Origin of the sequence: Pedococcus dokdonensis (assembly GCF_900104525.1) — a bacterium.
Classification (GTDB): domain Bacteria; phylum Actinomycetota; class Actinomycetes; order Actinomycetales; family Dermatophilaceae; genus Pedococcus; species Pedococcus dokdonensis.
In genome coordinates this window covers 1,359,963-1,378,981 of sequence record NZ_LT629711.1, presented here as the reverse complement: position 1 = coordinate 1,378,981, position 19,019 = coordinate 1,359,963, and the positions used below count along the sequence as shown (strand labels likewise).

Below are 19,019 nucleotides of genomic sequence, written 5' to 3'. Positions count from 1 at the left end.
CGATGAGCATCGCCGCCACCCGCACCGGTCGACAGCAGCGCATCGTCGCGATCCTCGGGCACGCCGAGGTGCGGTCGCAGAACGAGCTGCTCGACCTGCTCGCCGCCGATGGCATCGACGTCACCCAGGCGACGCTGTCGCGCGACCTGCTCGAGCTCGGCGCGGTCAAGGTCCGGTCCGGCCGCACCCTCGTGTATGCCGTGCCGGGAGAAGGCGGGGACCGCACCGCCCGTCCGGCGCCAGACGGCACCGCGCTCGCCGCGCGTCTGCGGCGGGTGTGCGAGGAGCTGCTCGTCACCGCCGAGCCCTCACACAACCTGGTCGTCCTGCGCACTCCTCCGGGAGCTGCGAACTACCTGGCCTCGGCCATCGACCACGCGACCCTGACAGGGGTGCTCGGCACCATCGCCGGCGACGACACCATCATGGTCATCACCACCGGGGCCGCGGCGAGCCGCAAGGTCGCGACCGACCTGCTCGGGCGGGCCGGCACCCACCACGAGGAGAACGAGTGACCCAGCAGCCCGGCAGCGACAAGGTCAGTCTCTGGGGCGGACGCTTCGCGGGTGGCCCGGCCGACGCCCTCGCGGCGCTGAGCAAGTCGACCCACTTCGACTGGCGCCTGGCGCAGTACGACATCGCCGGCTCGCGGGCCCACGCCCGCGTGCTGCACGCGGCCGGGCTGCTCGACGCCGCGAACCTCGAGGCGATGCTCGCAGGGCTCGCCATCCTGTCCGCCGACGTGGCGTCGGGTGCCTTCCGGCCGGCCGAGGACGACGAGGACGTCCACACCGCGCTGGAGCGCGGGCTGATCGAGCGCGCCGGGTCGGACGTCGGGGGACGCCTGCGCGCCGGTCGGTCGCGCAACGACCAGATCGCCACCCTGTTCCGGATGTACCTGCGCGACCACGCCCGGTCGGTCGCGTCCCTCGTCCTCGACGTCGTGGACGCGCTCGTCGACCAGGCCACCAGGCACGCCGACGTGCCGATGCCCGGCCGGACCCACCTGCAGCACGCCCAGCCGGTGCTGCTCGCCCACCACCTGCTGGCGCACGCCTGGCCACTGCTGCGCGACGTGCAGCGCCTGCAGGACTGGGACGTGCGGACGGCGCTGTCGCCCTACGGCTCCGGCGCGCTGGCGGGTTCGTCCCTGGGGCTCGACCCCGAGGCCGTGGCCGCCGACCTCGGCTTCACCGGCTCGGTCGAGAACTCCATCGACGGCACCGCCGCACGTGACTTCGTCGCCGAGTTCGCGTTCGTCGCAGCGATGACCGCGGTGGACATCTCGCGGCTGGCCGAGGAGGTCGTCCTCTGGGCGACCAAGGAGTTCTCCTTCGTCACGCTCGACGACGCCTACTCCACCGGGTCGAGCATCATGCCGCAGAAGAAGAACCCCGACGTCGCGGAGCTCGCCCGCGGCAAGGCCGGTCGTCTCGTCGGTGACCTGGCTGGGTTGCTGACGACGCTCAAGGCGCTTCCGCTGGCCTACAACCGTGACCTGCAGGAGGACAAGGAGCCGGTCTTCGACGCGGTCGACACGCTCGAGGTCCTGTTGCCGGCGTTCAGCGGCATGGTGGCCACCATGGTCTTCGACACCGAGCGGCTGGCCTCCCTCGCGCCGCAGGGCTTCTCACTCGCGACCGACGTGGCCGAGTGGCTGGTCCGCGAGGGCGTGCCGTTCCGGGTGGCGCACGAGGTCGCCGGCGCGTGCGTGCGCGCCTGCGAGGAGCGCGGTATCGAGCTGTGGGACCTCAGCGACGACGACCTCGCCGCGATCTCCGAGCACCTGACCCCGGGCGTTCGCGACGTCCTCACCGTGGAGGGTTCGCTGGCGTCCCGCGACGCCAGGGGCGGCACCGCCCCCGACCGCGTCGCGGAGCAGCGCGAGCGGGTCGTCGCGGCTGTGTCCGCGGCCCGTGCCTGGGCGAGCGCACCGCTCGAGGTGCGTTGACGGCATACCCGTCAGCCCGCTTCCGAGAAATCTCGGGGAGCACGCGCTAGGTTCGTGATGCGGGTCATCGGCGACCCGCATCCTCCTTGCGAAGGGACGGTGTCATGGGCGTCAGTGACGACCTCACTGCGGCTGCTGGTCACGTGGCGGGGCTGCGACGGGCGGTGACCGCATTGTCGAAGGAGCTCGGCAACACCATCGACCTGCAGCGCCTGCGCGACGACGTGGTGCGTCTGGCCGACGACGTCGACCTGGTGGCGCGCGGGGCCGGAGTCGGCTCGCAGGACCGCGCCGGGGGCCCTGGCGAGATCGTCTTCATCCCCGACGAGGAGTACGACCCCTCGCTGTGGTCCGACGCCGAGGACGAGGGCGTCGGCCCCTCCCGGGGCCACTGACGTGTCGAACGTCCCCTTCAGCGGAGGCGTCCACGCCCCCGGTCGGGCCCGCATCGCCGCGCGCACCCTGCGCGAGGACCGCTGGTGGCTCCAGCCGTTCGTCACCTTCGTCTGCTTCACGGCCTGGCTGCTCTACGGCCTGGTGCGCGCGAGCCTGCAGAAGGACTACTTCGTCGCCGACTACGGCTACCTCACGCCGTTCTACTCACCCTGCCTCTCGACGTCCTGCGTGCCGGGGTCGACGCACTTCGGCACGCCGTTCGGCGAGTGGCCGGCGCTGATCCCGTTCGCGGCGCTCACGCTGCCGTTCCTGCTGCTCTTCCGGCTGACCTGCTACTACTACCGCAAGGCCTACTACCGCTCGTTCTGGAACTCCCCGCCGGCCTGCGCGGTCCCCGAGGCGCACCGGGAGTACTCCGGCGAGACGCGGTTCCCGCTGATCATGCAGAACCTGCACCGCTACTTCTTCTACGCCGCGGTGATCATCAGCCTGATCAACACGTATGACGTGCTGCACGCCTTCCGGGGCAAGGACGGCGGCTTCGGCCTCGGCCTCGGGACGCTCATCCTCCTCGCCAACGTCGTGCTGCTCTGGTGCTACACCCTCGGCTGCCACTCCTGCCGCAACATCGTCGGGGGCCGGCTCAACCACTTCAGCAAGCACCCGTTGCGCTACAAGGCGTGGGGGCTCGTCGGCAAGCTCAACGCCCGGCACATGACCTTCGCCTGGGTGACTCTCGGCAGCCTCGTCGTCACCGACGCCTACATCGCCCTCGTCTCCGCCGGGACGATCGGCGACTTCCGGATCATCAACTAGGAGAGCTCGTGACCGACCTCGAACGCCACGACTACGACGTCATCGTCATCGGGGCTGGCGGTGCCGGGCTGCGTGCCGCGATCGAGGCGCGCGAGCAGGGGCTGCGGACGGCGATCATCTGCAAGAGCCTCTTCGGCAAGGCGCACACCGTGATGGCCGAGGGCGGCATCGCGGCGTCGATGGGCAACGCCAACGAGAAGGACAGCTGGCAGACGCACTTCCGCGACACCATGCGCGGGGGCAAGTTCCTCAACAACCCGCGGATGGCAGAGCTGCACGCCAAGGAAGCCCCGATGCGGGTGTGGGAGCTCGAGACCTACGGTGCGCTCTTCGACCGCACCCCGGACGGCCGGATCAGCCAGCGCAACTTCGGCGGCCACGAGTACCCGCGCCTCGCCCACGTCGGCGACCGCACCGGCCTCGAGCTGATCCGCACCCTGCAGCAGAAGATCGTGAGCCTGCAGCAGGAGGACCACCGCGAGACCGGCGACTACGAGGGCCGGCTCCGGGTGTTCCAGGAGCTCACCGTCACCGACATCCTCAAGTCCGACGGCGCAGTGGCCGGGGCGTTCGGCTACTGGCGCGAGTCGGGCCGGTTCGTGCTCTTCTCCGCACCCGCAGTGATCCTCGCGACCGGCGGCATCGGCAAGTCGTTCAAGGTGACCAGCAACTCGTGGGAGTACACCGGCGACGGGCACGCCCTGGCGCTTCGCGCGGGTGCCTCCCTCGTCAACATGGAGTTCATCCAGTTCCACCCGACCGGGATGGTCTGGCCGCCGTCGGTGAAGGGCATCCTCGTCACCGAGTCGGTGCGCGGCGACGGGGGAGTGCTGCGCAACTCCGAGGGCAAGCGGTTCATGTTCGACTACGTCCCTGACGTCTTCCGTGGGCAGTACGCCGACACGGAGGAGGAGGCCGACCGCTGGTACAAGGACCCGGAGAACAACAAGCGGCCGCCCGAGCTGCTGCCGCGCGACGAGGTCGCGCGCGCGATCAACAACGAGGTCAAGGAAGGCCGCAACTCTCCGCACGGTGGCGTCTTCCTCGACGTCTCGACCCGGCTCCCGGCCGAGGAGATCACGCGGCGGCTGCCGTCGATGCACCACCAGTTCAAGGAGCTGGCCGACGTCGACATCACCGCCGAGCCGATGGAGGTCGGCCCGACCTGCCACTACGTGATGGGCGGCGTCGAGGTCGACGCCGACACGGCGGCCACCTCGGTGCCTGGCCTGTATGCCGCGGGCGAGGTGGCCGGGGGCATGCACGGGTCCAACCGGCTGGGGGGCAACAGCCTCTCGGACCTGCTCGTCTTCGGGCGTCGCGCGGGAGTCGGTGCGGCGGAATACATTGCTGCTCTTGGGGATTCGCGCCCCGCGATCCGCGAGGGAGACGTCGACCAGGCGGCCGAGACGGCCCTCGCGCCGTTCCGCGACGCCAGCGAGAACCCCTACACGCTCCACCAGGAGCTGCAGCAGAAGATGAACGACCTGGTCGGCATCATCCGTCGCGAGGGCGAGGTGCGTGAGGCTCTCGGCATGCTCGACGACCTCGACGAGCGCGCCAAATCCGTGGGGGTGGAGGGACATCGGCAGTTCAACCCGGGCTGGCACCTGGCTCTCGACCTGCGCAACATGCTCGCGGTGTGTCGCTGTGTCGCCCTGGCCGCGCTCGAGCGCACCGAGTCGCGCGGGGGGCACACCCGTGAGGACTTCCCGTCGATGGACCCGAAGTGGCGTGGCATCAACCTGATCTGCTCACTGGACGACGACGGCGTGGTCGAGCTGAAGCACCAGCCCGTCCCCGAGATCCGGCAGGACCTGCTCGAGCTGTTCGAGCGCACCGAGCTGGCCAAGTACCTCACCGAGCCAGAGCTGGCCCGCCTCGACTCGGGCGGCCCGTCGACCCACCAGGGCAGCGCCGAGGGGAGTGATCAGTCATGAGCTACGACGCCAGGTTCAAGGTGTGGCGCGGGGACGCGGCCGGAGGTGGCCTCGAGGACTTCACCGTCGAGGTCAACGAGGGCGAGGTCGTCCTCGACATCATCCACCGCCTGCAGGCGACGCAGGCCCCGGACCTCGCCGTCCGGTGGAACTGCAAGGCCGGCAAGTGCGGTTCGTGCAGCGCCGAGATCAACGGCAAGCCCCGGTTGCTGTGCATGACCCGCATGAGCACCTTCACCGAGGAGGACGTCGTCACGGTCACGCCGCTGCGCACCTTCCCGGTGGTGCGCGACCTCGTCACCGACGTGTCGTTCAACTACCAGAAGGCCCGTGAGGTGCAGGCGTTCGCGCCCCCTGCCGACCTGCAGCCCGGTGACTACCGGATGCAGCAGGTCGACGTCGAGCGCAGCCAGGAGTTCCGCAAGTGCATCGAGTGCTTCCTCTGCCAGGACGTCTGCCACGTCGTGCGTGACCACGAGGACAACAAGCAGAGCTTCGCCGGCCCACGCTTCCTCATGCGGGTCGCCGAGCTCGACATGCACCCGCTCGACACTGCCGACCGGCGCCCTGCCGCCAAGGAGCAGCACGGCCTCGGCTACTGCAACATCACCAAGTGCTGCACGGAGGTGTGCCCCGAGCACATCAAGATCACCGACAACGCGCTCATCCCGCTCAAGGAGCGGGTCGTCGACCGTCACTACGATCCCGTCGTGTGGCTGGGCAACAAGATCCGTCGCCGCCGCGACGGCTGACGAGGTCGTTCTTCGCGGGCGACGTCCTCGACGTCGCACCCGCGCTGCTCGGTGCCACCATCACGCATGCCGGCGTCACCGTGCGACTCACCGAGGTCGAGGCGTATGCCGGGACGAGCGACCCGGGCTCTCATGCCTTTCGTGGTCCCACCCCGCGGACGGAGGTGATGTTCGGACCGGCCGGACGCCTCTACGTCTACTTCTCCTACGGGATGCACTGGTGCGCCAACGTGGTGTGCGGTCCCCGGGGCGCCGCCAGCGCGGTGCTGCTCCGGGCGGGCGAGGTCGTGGCGGGCGAGGAGGTCGCGGCCTCCCGCCGCACGGGTGTCCGCCAGCGGGACTGGGCGCGAGGTCCCGCCCGACTCACCAAGACCCTGGCCCTGGCTGGTGGCGACACCGGGTCGGACGTCTGCGCACCCGATGGTGCGGTGCAGCTGCACGGTCCCCCGGACCCCGTGCCGGCCGAGGTGATCCGGTGCGGCCCACGCGTGGGGGTGTCCGGTGCGGGAGGTGACGCCACCGCATACCCCTGGCGGTTCTGGCTGGACGGCGAACCCACCGTGTCGGTGTACCGGCCCGCACCGAACCGACCGGCGAAACCCCGTGCACGCAAGGACCCCCGATAGGGCAGGCTGTGGACGTGCCGTGCCTGCGGCACGACGTGCGACGTGAAGGAGCAACCCACCGTGAGCAACATCCTCGACGAGCTGCAGTGGCGGGGACTGGTGGCCCAGACCACCGACGAGTCCGCGCTGCGCGAGGCACTCGCCGACGGGCCGATCACGGCGTACTGCGGCTTCGACCCCACCGCTGCGTCCCTGCACTTCGGCAACCTCGTGCAGCTCATCGTGCTGCGGCACCTGCAGCGGGCCGGGCACCGGGTGATCTGCCTCGTGGGTGGGTCCACTGGCCTGATCGGCGACCCGCGGCCGTCGTCGGAGCGGGTGCTGAAGACCAAGGAGCAGACCGCTGAGTGGGTGGCCAACATCGAGCGCCAGGTGCGGCCGTTCCTGTCCGTGGAGGGTGACAACCCGGCGACCTTCGTCAACAACCTGGACTGGACCGAGCCGATGTCGGCGCTGGACTTCCTGCGCGACATCGGCAAGCACTTCCGCGTCAACCAGATGGTCAAGAAGGACGCCGTCGCCGCTCGGCTGAACTCCGAGGAGGGGATCTCCTACACCGAGTTCAGCTACCAGCTGTTGCAGGGGCTCGACTATCTCCAGCTGTTCCGCGAGCACGGCTGCACGCTGCAGACCGGGGGGCAGGACCAGTGGGGCAACCTCACCGCGGGGTCCGACCTCATCCACCGGGTCGAGGGGAAGTCCGTCCACCTCCTGACGACACCGCTGCTCACCGACGCGGCCGGCAACAAGTTCGGCAAGAGCGAGGGCAACGCCATCTGGCTGTCGCCCGAGATGACCAGCCCCTACGCCTTCTTCCAGTACTGGATCAACACCGAGGACGCCTCGGTGGTGAAGCTGCTCAAGGTGTTCACCGACCGCAGCCAGGAGGAGATCGCGGCGCTCGAGCAGTCCCTGGCCGAGAAGCCGTTCCTGCGCGAGTGCCAGAGGGCGTTGGCCGTCGACGTCACGACTCTCGTGCACGGAGCAGAGGCGGCGGCCGCGGTGCAGGCCGCCTCCGAGGCGTTGTTCGGGAAGGGGGACGTCACCGCCCTCGACGCGAGGACCTTTGCCGACGCGACCGACGAGCTGCCCGGGGGAGCGGTGTCGGTGGGCATGACGGTGACGGATGCGCTCGTGGCAGTGGGACTGGTGGACTCGCGCAACGCGGCCCGGCGCGCGATCGGCGACGGTGGGGCCTCGCTCAACAACGTCAAGCTGGCCGACCCCGAGCAGGTCGTCGCAGAGTCCGACTTCCTGCACGGGCAGGTCGCGCTGCTGCGTCGTGGCCGCAAGTCGCTGGCCGCCGGCCGACGCGCAGACTGAGGCCGCAGGCCGCTGACCAGCGGATTTGTGTTTTTCGCGAGGCCCCGTCTAATGTTCTCGACGTCAGCCCGACAGGGAGGAACGGACACCACCGCGGTGAGCGAGAGTTCACGCGAAGTAGGCCGGTCCCGGGGCAGACCCCACCGAACAGCATCTGGGAAACCAGGTCGTTCCGGGCCGCCCGCAAGGGTGGTCAGAGGCGGGCCGAGAGGCTGCTAGGGTGGGCGCTCCACAGAAAAGCAACCGGTTCGCCGGATGGCATCCGAGCAGCTCGCAAGGGCAGCTGGACGCCGGCCCGCAGGTTTTCGGCAACGGAAACGGGCTGCTACAGTGGGACACCTCGCGGAGAGCCAAGCGCGCTCATTCCACCGCTTCCAGCAGGAAGCGCAAGGATTTGACGCCCAAGAGCGAAGCGAGTAACTTAGAAGGGTTGCCCCGAACGCCGGCCGGAAGGTCAGCGGATGGTGCGCGTCCGAACCTTGAGAACTCAACAGCGTGTCAAAAATCGATGCCAATTACCTCGTCTCGAGGTGGCAGCCGAACCAGGTCACCAGATCTGGAGACGCAGTCACGTCGAACGAAAATCCTTTGGTTGACAACGAATTTCTAGCAATTGCTAGTTGTTCTTGCTCAGTCAGTGAAACAACCCTTCTTGGGTAACAGTTTCGTGGTCCACGGATCACGAGCTAAACATCAATGGAGAGTTTGATCCTGGCTCAGGACGAACGCTGGCGGCGTGCTTAACACATGCAAGTCGAACGGTGAAGGTGGGAGCTTGCTCCTACTGGATCAGTGGCGAACGGGTGAGTAACACGTGAGTAACCTGCCCCAGACTCTGGAATAACCCCGGGAAACCGGAGCTAATACCGGATACGAGACGAAGCTGCATGGCTATCGTCTGGAAAGTTTTTCGGTCTGGGATGGACTCGCGGCCTATCAGCTTGTTGGTGAGGTAACGGCTCACCAAGGCGACGACGGGTAGCCGGCCTGAGAGGGCGACCGGCCACACTGGGACTGAGACACGGCCCAGACTCCTACGGGAGGCAGCAGTGGGGAATATTGCACAATGGGCGAAAGCCTGATGCAGCGACGCCGCGTGAGGGATGACGGCCTTCGGGTTGTAAACCTCTTTCAGCAGGGAAGAAGCGAAAGTGACGGTACCTGCAGAAGAAGCACCGGCTAACTACGTGCCAGCAGCCGCGGTAATACGTAGGGTGCGAGCGTTGTCCGGAATTATTGGGCGTAAAGAGCTTGTAGGCGGTTTGTCGCGTCTGCCGTGAAAATCCGAGGCTCAACCTCGGACTTGCGGTGGGTACGGGCAGACTAGAGTGTGGTAGGGGAGACTGGAATTCCTGGTGTAGCGGTGAAATGCGCAGATATCAGGAGGAACACCGATGGCGAAGGCAGGTCTCTGGGCCACTACTGACGCTGAGAAGCGAAAGCATGGGGAGCGAACAGGATTAGATACCCTGGTAGTCCATGCCGTAAACGTTGGGAACTAGGTGTGGGTCTCATTCCACGAGATCCGTGCCGCAGCTAACGCATTAAGTTCCCCGCCTGGGGAGTACGGCCGCAAGGCTAAAACTCAAAGGAATTGACGGGGGCCCGCACAAGCGGCGGAGCATGCGGATTAATTCGATGCAACGCGAAGAACCTTACCAAGGCTTGACATATGCGAGAACGCTGCAGAGATGCAGAACTCTTTGGACACTCGCATACAGGTGGTGCATGGTTGTCGTCAGCTCGTGTCGTGAGATGTTGGGTTAAGTCCCGCAACGAGCGCAACCCTCGTTCTATGTTGCCAGCACGTCATGGTGGGGACTCATAGGAGACTGCCGGGGTCAACTCGGAGGAAGGTGGGGATGACGTCAAATCATCATGCCCCTTATGTCTTGGGCTTCACGCATGCTACAATGGCCGGTACAAAGGGCTGCGAAACCGCGAGGTGGAGCGAATCCCAAAAAACCGGTCTCAGTTCGGATTGGGGTCTGCAACTCGACCCCATGAAGTCGGAGTCGCTAGTAATCGCAGATCAGCAACGCTGCGGTGAATACGTTCCCGGGCCTTGTACACACCGCCCGTCAAGTCACGAAAGTCGGTAACACCCGAAGCCGGTGGCCCAACTCTTTGAGGGGGAGCCGTCGAAGGTGGGACTGGCGATTGGGACTAAGTCGTAACAAGGTAGCCGTACCGGAAGGTGCGGCTGGATCACCTCCTTTCTAAGGAGCACTGGTCGCGAAAGCGATCCAGAGCCTGGTCTGTAGGCGTACGTCCTACACCAGGAGCTCAAGGGTGGAACATCGATTATTTGGCGCTGACACCGACTCGTGTCGCAAGTACAAGTCAGGTCCTCGGACCTGGCAGTGGAACGCAATCGAGAGGGTGCCGGCGCCTGACACGTTGTTGGGTCCTGAGGGCTTCGGGCGAAAGCTTGAACCTCAGGCCGGTCACACGGCCCAGGACCCTTCCCACGGACGAACCACCGCACGGTGCTGTTGAACAGCGACCAGCGGTAGGCGCCGGGACTGGGAGGGGGCCGCCCGTATTTTGAGAACTACACAGTGGACGCGAGCATCTTTGTAAACTCAAGTTTATAAGGGCAAACGGTGGATGCCTTGGCACCAGGAACCGAAGAAGGACGTAGGAATCTGCGATAAGCCTCGGGGAGTCGATAACCAGACTGTGATCCGAGGATTTCCGAATGGGGAAACCCGGCTGGAGGCAAGTCCAGTCACTCCCGCCTGAACACATAGGGCGGGTAGAGGGAACGTGGGGAAGTGAAACATCTCAGTACCCACAGGAAGAGAAAGCAACCGCGATTCCGTGAGTAGTGGCGAGCGAAAGCGGAACAGGCTAAACCGATCATGTGTGATAGCTGTCAGGCGTTGCATGGTCGGGGTCGTGGGACTTTTCAGCTGGTTCTGACAGACCGGCATGGAGTCAGAAATGCGCGTTATAGTCGAAGGGCATTGAAAGGCCCGGCACAGAGGGTGCTACCCCCGTAGACGAAATGATGCGCACTCCAGAGAAGTATCCCAAGTAGCACGGGGCCCGAGAAATCCCGTGTGAATCTGGCGGGACCACCCGCTAAGCCTAAATATTCCCTGGTGACCGATAGCGGACAAGTACCGTGAGGGAAAGGTGAAAAGTACCCCGGGAGGGGAGTGAAATAGATCCTGAAACCGTTTGCCTACAATCCGTTGGAGCCTCCTTGTGGGGTGACAGCGTGCCTTTTGAAGAATGAGCCTGCGAGTTAGTGCTCAGTGGCGAGGTTAACCCGTGTGGGGAAGCCGTAGCGAAAGCGAGTCCGAATAGGGCGATTTAGTCGCTGGGTCTAGACCCGAAGCGGAGTGATCTACCCATGGCCAGGTTGAAGCGACGGTAAGACGTCGTGGAGGACCGAACCCACTTAGGTTGAAAACTGAGGGGATGAGCTGTGGGTAGGGGTGAAAGGCCAATCAAACTCCGTGATAGCTGGTTCTCCCCGAAATGCATTTAGGTGCAGCGTCACGTGTTTCTTACCGGAGGTAGAGCTACTGGATAGCCGATGGGCCTCACCAGGTTACTGACGTTAGCCAAACTCCGAATGCCGGTAAGTGAGAGCGTGGCAGTGAGACTGCGGGGGATAAGCTCCGTAGTCGAGAGGGAAACAGCCCAGACCACCATCTAAGGTCCCTAAGCGTGTGCTAAGTGGGAAAGGATGTGGAGTTGCATTGACAACCAGGAGGTTGGCTTAGAAGCAGCCACCCTTTAAAGAGTGCGTAATAGCTCACTGGTCAAGTGATTCCGCGCCGACAATGTAGCGGGGCTCAAGCACACCACCGAAGCTGTGGCATTGACACATTGCCCGGCCGTGACATCTGCGGATCCACGGTCCAAGCGTGTTGATGGGTAGGGGAGCGTCGTGTGGCCAGGGAAGCGGCGGAGTGATCCAGCCGTGGAGGCCACACGAGTGAGAATGCAGGCATGAGTAGCGAATGACGGGCGAGAAACCCGTCCGCCGAATAACCAAGGGTTCCAGGGTCAAGCTAATCTGCCCTGGGTAAGTCGGGACCTAAGGCGAGGCCGACAGGCGTAGTCGATGGACATCCGGTTGATATTCCGGAACCGGCGAAGAACCGCCCATGACGAACCTAGTGATGCTAAGCGCCTGAAGCTCGATGACGTCTTCGGACTGATTCGAGTGGAGCGCGCGACCCGATCTAGTACTAGTCAAGCAATGGAGAGACGCAGGAAGGTAGCCTCCGCGTGGCGATGGTAGTCCACGTCCAAGGGTGTAGGGAGTGAGGTAGGCAAATCCGCCTCACACATATCCTGAGACCTGATAGTGACCGCGTATGCGGGAAGAGGGTGATCCTATGCTGCCTAGAAAATCTTCTAGCGAGGTTCGAGCCGCCCGTACCCCAAACCGACTCAGGTGGTTAGGTAGAGAATACCAAGGCGATCGAGTGAATCGTGGTTAAGGAATTCGGCAAAATACCCCCGTAACTTCGGGAGAAGGGGGGCCCTGATCGTGACGGCACTTGCTGCCCGAGCGTGATCGGCCGCAGAGACCAGGGAGAAGCGACTGTTTACTAAAAACACAGGTCCGTGCGAAGTCGCAAGACGATGTATACGGACTGACGCCTGCCCGGTGCTGGAAGGTTAAGAGGACGGGTTAGTTCTTCGGAGCGAAGCTCAGAATTTAAGCCCCAGTAAACGGCGGTGGTAACTATAACCATCCTAAGGTAGCGAAATTCCTTGTCGGGTAAGTTCCGACCTGCACGAATGGCGTAACGACTTCTCCACTGTCTCAACCACGAACTCGGCGAAATTGCACTACGAGTAAAGATGCTCGTTACGCGCAGCAGGACGGAAAGACCCCGGGACCTTTACTACAGCTTGGTATTGGTGTTCGGTACGGCTTGTGTAGGATAGGTGGGAGACTTTGAAGCCGGCACGCCAGTGTCGGTGGAGTCAACGTTGAAATACCACTCTGGTCGTTCTGGATATCTAACCTCGGTCCGTGATCCGGATCAGGGACAGTGCCTGGTGGGTAGTTTAACTGGGGCGGTTGCCTCCTAAAAGGTAACGGAGGCGCCCAAAGGTTCCCTCAGCCTGGTTGGCAATCAGGTTTTGAGTGTAAGTGCACAAGGGAGCTTGACTGTGAGACAGGCATGTCGAGCAGGGACGAAAGTCGGGACTAGTGATCCGGCGGTGGCTTGTGGAAGCGCCGTCGCTCAACGGATAAAAGGTACCCCGGGGATAACAGGCTGATCTTGCCCAAGAGTCCATATCGACGGCATGGTTTGGCACCTCGATGTCGGCTCGTCGCATCCTGGGGCTGGAGTAGGTCCCAAGGGTTGGGCTGTTCGCCCATTAAAGCGGTACGCGAGCTGGGTTTAGAACGTCGTGAGACAGTTCGGTCCCTATCCGCTGTGCGCGTAGGAAACTTGAGAAGGGCTATCCCTAGTACGAGAGGACCGGGATGGACGAACCTCTGGTGTGTCAGTTGTTCTGCCAAGAGCACGGCTGATTAGCTACGTTCGGAAACGATAACCGCTGAAAGCATCTAAGCGGGAAGCGTGCTTCAAGATGAGGTTTCCATGGACTTCGGTCCGAGAGGCTCCCAGCTAGACTACTGGGTTGATAGGCCAGACGTGGAAGTGCGGTAACGCATGTAGCTGACTGGTACTAATAAGCCGATAACTTGACTACAAAGATGCTACGCGTCCACTGTGTGGTTCCCGAGATACGGTCGGGAATCCGATTGAAATCTCCATAGAGTTTCGGCTGTCATAGCGAAGGGGAAACGCCCGGCTCCATTCCGAACCCGGAAGCTAAGCCCTTCAGCGCCGATGGTACTGCACTGGTGACGGTGTGGGAGAGTAGGACGCAGCCGGACATACTTTCAAAAGGGCCATCCCATCAGGGGTGGCCCTTTTGCATTCCCGCGGCGGGATGTGCATTCCCGCGGCGGGGCGTGCATTCCCCGTGCGGGGCGTGCATTCCCCCTGCGGGGCGGCGGTCAGCAGGCCGCCGTGTCCCGCACTGCCCAGCAGCCATAGACTGCTGCCGAATACTGCACAGCGAGGAGCGAACGTGCCGGAGAACCAGCCAGGCCGAGGTGGCCAGAACCGTCGACCCTCGTCGGGCGGAGGCCTATCCGCGGGCGGCGGACGTCCGGGTGGCCCGCGGGGTGCCGGCGGTCGCGGTCGCCCTGACCGGGGGGACTCCACCCGGGGTGGAGCTGGACGCTCCGACCGGCGCGACGGAGCAGCTCAGGGCACCGGTGACAGCCGTGGGGCTGGTCCGCGCCTGGCGCCCAAGAAGCCGAAGCTCCCCGAGCCCCGGATCGCCGAGGGCGTGACGGGCAAGGAGCTGGACCGATCGGTGCACCAGCAGCTGCGCACCCTCAGCAAGGAGAACGCCGAGGGAGTCGCGCAGCACCTCGTGATGGTGGCCGCGCTCCTTGAGGTGGACGACTTCGAGGGTGCTGAGGCGCACGCGGAGACCGCGGTCCGACGCGCAGGGCGGGTGCCGGCGGCGCGCGAGGCCCTCGGGCTGGTGGCCTACCGCAAGGGGGAGTGGGCCCGGGCGCTGAGCGAGTTCCGGACCGCGCGACGGTTGAGCGGTTCCTCGCACCTGCTCGCGCTGATGGTCGACTGCGAGCGTGGCCTCGGCCGTCCCGAGCGCGCGCTCGAGCTGGCCACCTCACCGGAGGCCCGGACCCTGGCCGTCGAGGACCGGGTCGAGCTCGCCATCGTGATCTCCGGCATCCGTCGTGACCTCGGTCAGCTCGAGGCGTCGCAGCAGGCTCTCGAGATCGCCCAGCTCAAGGGCTCGGCGCGCAAGCCGTGGACGGCTCGACTCTCGTACGCGTACGCCGAGGCGCTGCTCGCGCTCGGCCGGACCGGTGACGCGCGTGACTGGTTCGCCCGTGCTGCGGACGCCGACGACGAGCTGGAGACCGATGCCGCCGAGCGGCTCGCCGAGCTGGACGGGGTGGTCATGACGGACCTGCTCGACGGTGAGGAGGAGGACGAGGACGACGTGCTCGGGCGCAGGGAGCCCGGAGGCTATGGCCGCGAGTAGCGGTGGCCTGGCCGACGGATATGCCGCGGTCGTCTGTGATCTCGACGGGGTGGTCTATCGCGGCCCTGACGCGGTGGACCATGCGGTTGCAGCGCTGACCGCACTGAGCATCCCGATCGTCTACGCCACAAACAATGCTTCGCGCACCCCGGACGAGGTGGCCGGTCACCTGACCGACCTGGGTCTGCACGTGCGAGCGCGTGACGTGGCCACGAGCTCGCAGGCCGGGGCGGCCGCCCTGGTGGAGCTCCTGCCGCCAGGAGCCCCGGTCCTCGCCATCGGGGGCGTGGGGGTGCGGGAAGCGTTGCAGCACCAGGGCCTCGAGGTGGTCGGCCCCGAACAGACTCGGGAGTCGCCGGAGCGTCCGGTCGCCGGTGTGCTCCAGGGGTATGGCGCGACCGTCACCGCCGCGGACCTCGCCGAAGCGGCGTACGCGGTCGCCGGCGGGGCGGTCTGGGTGGCCACCAACACTGATGGCACCCTGCCGACCCATCGGGGCACCGCGCCCGGGAACGGCACCTTGGTGGCAGCGGTGCAGCGTGCATCGGGGCAGTCGCCGCGGGTGGTGGGAAAGCCCTACGCCCCGTTGTACGAGCTGTGCGCCGCGCGGCTGGAGCAGCAGCCCAGCCGGCTGCTGGCCGTGGGTGACCGGCTCGACACCGACATCGCCGGGGCCGTCGCGGCTGGCATGGACTCGGCCCTCGTGCTGACCGGCATCGACTCGGTCAGCACCCTGGCGGGCGCTCCTGCGGCCCTGCGGCCGACGTACCTGCTGGAGGACCTCCGGTCGCTGACCACCGAGTACGCCCCCGCCGAGACCGACTACGCGTGGTGGGTCTGCGGTGGCGACCGGCGCAGGGTGGTCGAGGGCGCCTGGGAGGTGGCAACCCGGGGCACTTCGATCGAGGCGGCCCGCGCCGGCATTGCGTGCCTGCACGAAGGACTCGACCTCGGCGACCTCGACGAACAGACGGTGCGCCGGCTCGTCGCCGAGATCGACGCTTGGCAGTAGCGTGAGGCACGCGAGCGACACCCGGACGCTCCACCGAGGAGGACCTACCGTGGCTTTCGAATCCGTGCGCAGCTATGTCCAGCTCGCCAGCGGGCTGGGCGAGATGACCAAGGCCAAGGCGATGGACGCGGCGCAGGGCCTGCTGGCCCTGCCCGGCGCCGACGAGGTGACCCGTCGCGCCGTGCAGGCCTCGACGCTCGCCGACCAGCTCCTCGAAGCAGCTCGGGCCAACCGCGCCAACCTGCTCAGCCTGATCCAGAGCGAGGTCGAGTCCGCGCTCAAGAAGGCCGACGTCGCACGGGTCGCCGACGTCGACGCGGCCCGCACCGCGCTCACCGCGGTCACCAAGGAGATCGCCGAGCTGCGCGCCCTGCTCGTGGCCACCGGTGCGTCAGCGGTCGCCGGTGCGTCGCGCACCTCGATCGGACGTTCGGTCGTCGGCTCGGGCGCGGTCAGCACTGCCGTGCGTCCGGTCGCCTCGGCGCCGACGGCCGCGGTTCCGCCTGCGGCCGACGGTGCTGCGCCGGCACAGAAGCAGACCACCAGCAAGACGACCACCACCAAGCGGACCGCCACGAAGGCGGCCCCGGCGAAGAAGGCGACCGCGAAGAAGGCGGCTCCGGCGAAGAAGGCGACCGCGAAGAAGGCGGCTCCAGCGAGGAAGACGACCGCGAAGGAGGCGACCGCGAAGGAGGCGACCGCGAAGAAGGCGGCTCCGGCGAGGAAGACCGCCGCGAAGAAGGCGACCGCGAAGAAGGCGGCTCCGGCGAGGAAGACCGCCGCGAAGAAGACCACCACGAAGAAGGCAGCAGAGTGACTCAGCAGCACGACCAGCACGACGAGATGGCCGGGGCGGAGGACCCCACCCCGACCGCGGGGGCAGGCGCTGCCGTTGCGCACGCTTCGCACCAGGAGAACCCGGCGGACCGGGCCGAGTCGCTCGGCGCGGAGCGGGGCACCGGGCTCGGCGACCACGCCACCGGCGACATCGTCATCGACGCTGCCCTGCAGGACCTGAAGGACGCCCCGGCCGACGACCTCGACGCCCAGATCGACGCGGGCCAACGGGTTCAGCAGACCCTGCAGGCGCGACTGTCCGACCTCGGCGGCGAGTGAGCGACTCCGTCCGGCTCGACGTCGAGCTGGTCCGTCGAGGACTGGCCCGGTCGAGGGGTCAGGCCCGGTCGCTGGTCGAGGCCGGCGACGTCAGCATCGACGGCCGGCCCGCTGGCAAGGTGTCCACGCCGGTCACCGCCGAGCAGCACGTCGAGGTGCGTGCGGAGGGACCACGGTGGGTGAGCCGCGCGGCATACAAGCTCGTGGGGGCGCTGGAGGTGTTCGGGCCCCTCGGCCTCCAGGTGAAGGGCCGTCGCTGCCTCGACGTGGGCGCCTCGACCGGCGGTTTCACCCAGGTGCTGCTGCACCACGGCGCGGCTCACGTCGTCGCCCTCGACGTCGGCCACGGGCAGCTCGTGCCCGAGCTGGCGGCGGACCCGCGGGTCAGTGACCGGTCCCGCACGACGGTGCGTGACCTCGCCGCCGAGGACATCGGCGGACCAGTCGACCTGCTCGTCGCCGACCTCAGCTTCATCTCGCTGACCCTGGTGCTGGTGGAGCTGCGTGGCCTCGTGCGCGACGACGGCGACGCCGTGGTGCTGGTCAAGCCGCAGTTCGAGGTGGGCCGGACACGTCTGGGCAAGGGCGGCATCGTCCGCACGCAGGGCGATCGCGCCTGGGCCGTGACCGAGGTCGCCCGCGCGGCCGGCGAGGCCGGCCTGCACCCGCGCGGCCTGGCCCGGAGCCCGATCGAGGGCGGCGAGGGCAACGCCGAGTACCTGCTGTGGCTGGCCCCCCGCGACGCCGGGGCGATGGGATGGGAGGCTCTGGTGAAGGCCGCGGACGAGGTCACCGCCCCGTGAGGCCCTCCGCAGCCACCTCGTGACCGACCTCGAAGGGACAGCAGACGTGGGGAGTGCATCGTGAGCCAAGGCACCGAGAGCCAAGGCACCGTGAGCCCTGGATCCGCCGAGTCGGGTCGCCGGATCCTGCTCGTGGCGCACCCGCGCCGCCAGGAGGCGCAGGACCTGGCGGTCGCCGTGGTCGAGCGCCTGGGGGCGGCCGGCATCGAGGTGGTCGTGCAGCGTGACGAGGCCACCGCCGTCAACCTCGCCCAGCACCCCGGCGTGACCCTGGTCGACGACGGCGAGGCCGCCGCCGAGGGGTGCGAGCTGGTCTGCGTCCTCGGCGGCGACGGGACCATCCTGCGCGGCGCGGAGGTGTCCCGCGGCACCGGCGCCCCACTGCTCGGCGTCAACCTCGGTCACGTGGGGTTTCTCGCCGAGGCCGAGCGCGAGGACATCGACGCCACCGTGGAGCACATCGTCGCGAAGTCCTACTCGGTCGAGGAGCGGATGACGCTCGAGGTCACCGCCCACGTCGACGGCGAACCGGTCTACACGAGCTGGGCGCTCAACGAGGTCACGGTCGAGAAGGCCAACCGCGAACGCATGCTCGAGGTCGTCGCCGAGATCGACGGCCGACCGTTGACCACGTGGGGCTGCGACGGTGTCGTCGTGGCCACCCCGACCGGCTCGACCGCATACGCGTTCTCGGCCGGGGGCCGGTGGTGTGGCCCGATGTCGAGGCACTGCTGCTGGTGCCGATCAGCGCGCACGCGTTGTTCGCCCGGGCGCTGGTGCTCGGCCCCAGCTCGCACCTGGCCCTGGAGGTCGTGCCCAACACCCTCGGCACCGGTGCGCTGTGGTGCGACGGGCGCCGGGCCGTGGACCTGCCGCCGGGAGCGCGGATCGAGGTGGTGCGATCGCAGACCCCGGTGCGGTTGGCCCGGCTGAGCACCTCGCCGTTCACCGACCGGCTGGTCGCCAAGTTCGACCTGTCGATCCACGGCTGGCGTGGTGAGGCCCGCCGCGAGGACGCCGCCCGGGCCGCTCAGGCCCAGCCACCGCGCTGACCCGCCACATCCTGGGGGTCACCCAGACACAAGGCATCTCAGCGCGGTTCCTGGTGGCGCTGACTCGCCTTGTGCATGAGCCAGCGACGTCGGTGGTGGCGCTGACTCGCCTTGTGCATGAGCCAGCGTCGTCGGTGGTGGCGCTAACTCGCCTTTTG

At 66.7% G+C, this 19,019-nt stretch carries 14 protein-coding genes, 3 rRNA genes and 1 pseudogene; all 18 read left to right on the top strand.

Annotated elements, in window-relative coordinates; translation table 11 throughout:
* Positions 1-2 precede the first annotated feature (2 nt).
* Positions 3-515 carry an arginine repressor gene (locus BLQ34_RS06660; RefSeq protein ID WP_091783159.1) on the top strand — a complete coding sequence of 171 codons (513 nt, stop codon included), beginning with the start codon at positions 3-5 and terminating at the stop codon, positions 513-515.
* Positions 512-1,951 (top strand): argininosuccinate lyase, encoded by a 1,440-nt coding sequence (gene argH, locus BLQ34_RS06655; protein ID WP_091783156.1) that lies wholly within the window; start codon positions 512-514, stop codon positions 1,949-1,951. Before BLQ34_RS06660 ends, argH begins: the two co-directional genes overlap by 4 nt.
* Positions 1,952-2,055: 104 nt before the next feature.
* Positions 2,056-2,346, top strand: coding sequence for a hypothetical protein (locus BLQ34_RS06650; protein ID WP_091783153.1), 291 nt, complete (start codon positions 2,056-2,058; stop codon positions 2,344-2,346).
* Between the two features lies 1 nt (position 2,347).
* Positions 2,348-3,163, top strand: a complete 816-nt coding sequence (locus BLQ34_RS06645) for a hypothetical protein (protein ID WP_091783150.1) — start codon at positions 2,348-2,350, stop codon at positions 3,161-3,163.
* Between the two features lie 8 nt (positions 3,164-3,171).
* Positions 3,172-5,103, top strand: a complete 1,932-nt coding sequence (locus BLQ34_RS06640) for a fumarate reductase/succinate dehydrogenase flavoprotein subunit (RefSeq protein WP_091783147.1) — start codon at positions 3,172-3,174, stop codon at positions 5,101-5,103.
* Positions 5,100-5,855 carry a succinate dehydrogenase/fumarate reductase iron-sulfur subunit gene (locus BLQ34_RS06635; RefSeq protein ID WP_091783144.1) on the top strand — a complete coding sequence of 252 codons (756 nt, stop codon included), beginning with the start codon at positions 5,100-5,102 and terminating at the stop codon, positions 5,853-5,855. The genes BLQ34_RS06640 and BLQ34_RS06635 overlap by 4 nt, the downstream gene beginning before the upstream one ends.
* Positions 5,816-6,481 carry a DNA-3-methyladenine glycosylase gene (locus BLQ34_RS06630; RefSeq protein ID WP_091783141.1) on the top strand — a complete coding sequence of 222 codons (666 nt, stop codon included), beginning with the start codon at positions 5,816-5,818 and terminating at the stop codon, positions 6,479-6,481. Before BLQ34_RS06635 ends, BLQ34_RS06630 begins: the two co-directional genes overlap by 40 nt.
* 60 nt (positions 6,482-6,541) lie before the next feature.
* Positions 6,542-7,804 (top strand): tyrosine--tRNA ligase, encoded by a 1,263-nt coding sequence (gene tyrS, locus BLQ34_RS06625; RefSeq protein WP_091789431.1) that lies wholly within the window; start codon positions 6,542-6,544, stop codon positions 7,802-7,804.
* Positions 7,805-8,497: 693 nt separating this feature from the next.
* Positions 8,498-10,023: ribosomal RNA gene (locus BLQ34_RS06620) — 16S ribosomal RNA — on the top strand.
* A gap of 364 nt (positions 10,024-10,387) precedes the next feature.
* Positions 10,388-13,501 (top strand): 23S ribosomal RNA (locus tag BLQ34_RS06615).
* A gap of 70 nt (positions 13,502-13,571) precedes the next feature.
* Positions 13,572-13,688, top strand: a 5S ribosomal RNA gene (gene rrf, locus BLQ34_RS06610).
* The 16S, 23S and 5S rRNA genes sit together here, the layout of an rRNA operon.
* Positions 13,689-14,149: 461 nt before the next feature.
* The gene (locus BLQ34_RS19230) at positions 14,150-14,878 is read left to right on the top strand and encodes a tetratricopeptide repeat protein (protein WP_091783139.1); all 729 of its coding nucleotides are present in this window, start codon (positions 14,150-14,152) and stop codon (positions 14,876-14,878) included.
* Positions 14,865-15,890 (top strand): HAD-IIA family hydrolase, encoded by a 1,026-nt coding sequence (locus BLQ34_RS06600; protein WP_091783136.1) that lies wholly within the window; start codon positions 14,865-14,867, stop codon positions 15,888-15,890. The genes BLQ34_RS19230 and BLQ34_RS06600 overlap by 14 nt, the downstream gene beginning before the upstream one ends.
* Before the next feature lie 49 nt (positions 15,891-15,939).
* Positions 15,940-16,707: a hypothetical protein gene (locus BLQ34_RS19085; RefSeq protein ID WP_197674781.1), complete on the top strand. Its 768-nt coding sequence runs from the start codon at positions 15,940-15,942 to the stop codon at positions 16,705-16,707.
* Complete coding sequence (locus BLQ34_RS06590) at positions 16,704-17,006, top strand: hypothetical protein (RefSeq protein WP_091783133.1); 303 nt, start codon at positions 16,704-16,706, stop codon at positions 17,004-17,006. The genes BLQ34_RS19085 and BLQ34_RS06590 overlap by 4 nt, the downstream gene beginning before the upstream one ends.
* The gene (locus BLQ34_RS06585) at positions 17,003-17,809 is read left to right on the top strand and encodes a TlyA family RNA methyltransferase (RefSeq protein WP_091783131.1); all 807 of its coding nucleotides are present in this window, start codon (positions 17,003-17,005) and stop codon (positions 17,807-17,809) included. The genes BLQ34_RS06590 and BLQ34_RS06585 overlap by 4 nt, the downstream gene beginning before the upstream one ends.
* 60 nt (positions 17,810-17,869) lie before the next feature.
* Positions 17,870-18,678: pseudogene (locus BLQ34_RS06580) on the top strand (NAD kinase); the annotation flags it as partial.
* Between the two features lie 27 nt (positions 18,679-18,705).
* Positions 18,706-18,861, top strand: coding sequence for a hypothetical protein (locus BLQ34_RS19500; RefSeq protein ID WP_407946416.1), 156 nt, complete (start codon positions 18,706-18,708; stop codon positions 18,859-18,861).
* Positions 18,862-19,019: the final 158 nt, after the last annotated feature.

Bases quoted from the DNA above. Each gene is read 5' to 3' on its own strand.
- BLQ34_RS06600 (WP_091783136.1), top strand. From the start codon at position 14,865: ATGGCCGCGAGTAGCGGTGGCCTGGCCGACGGATATGCCGCGGTCGTC.
- BLQ34_RS06635 (WP_091783144.1), top strand. From the start codon at position 5,100: ATGAGCTACGACGCCAGGTTCAAGGTGTGGCGCGGGGACGCGGCCGGA.
- BLQ34_RS06660 (WP_091783159.1), top strand. From the start codon at position 3: ATGAGCATCGCCGCCACCCGCACCGGTCGACAGCAGCGCATCGTCGCG.
- BLQ34_RS06650 (WP_091783153.1), top strand. From the start codon at position 2,056: ATGGGCGTCAGTGACGACCTCACTGCGGCTGCTGGTCACGTGGCGGGG.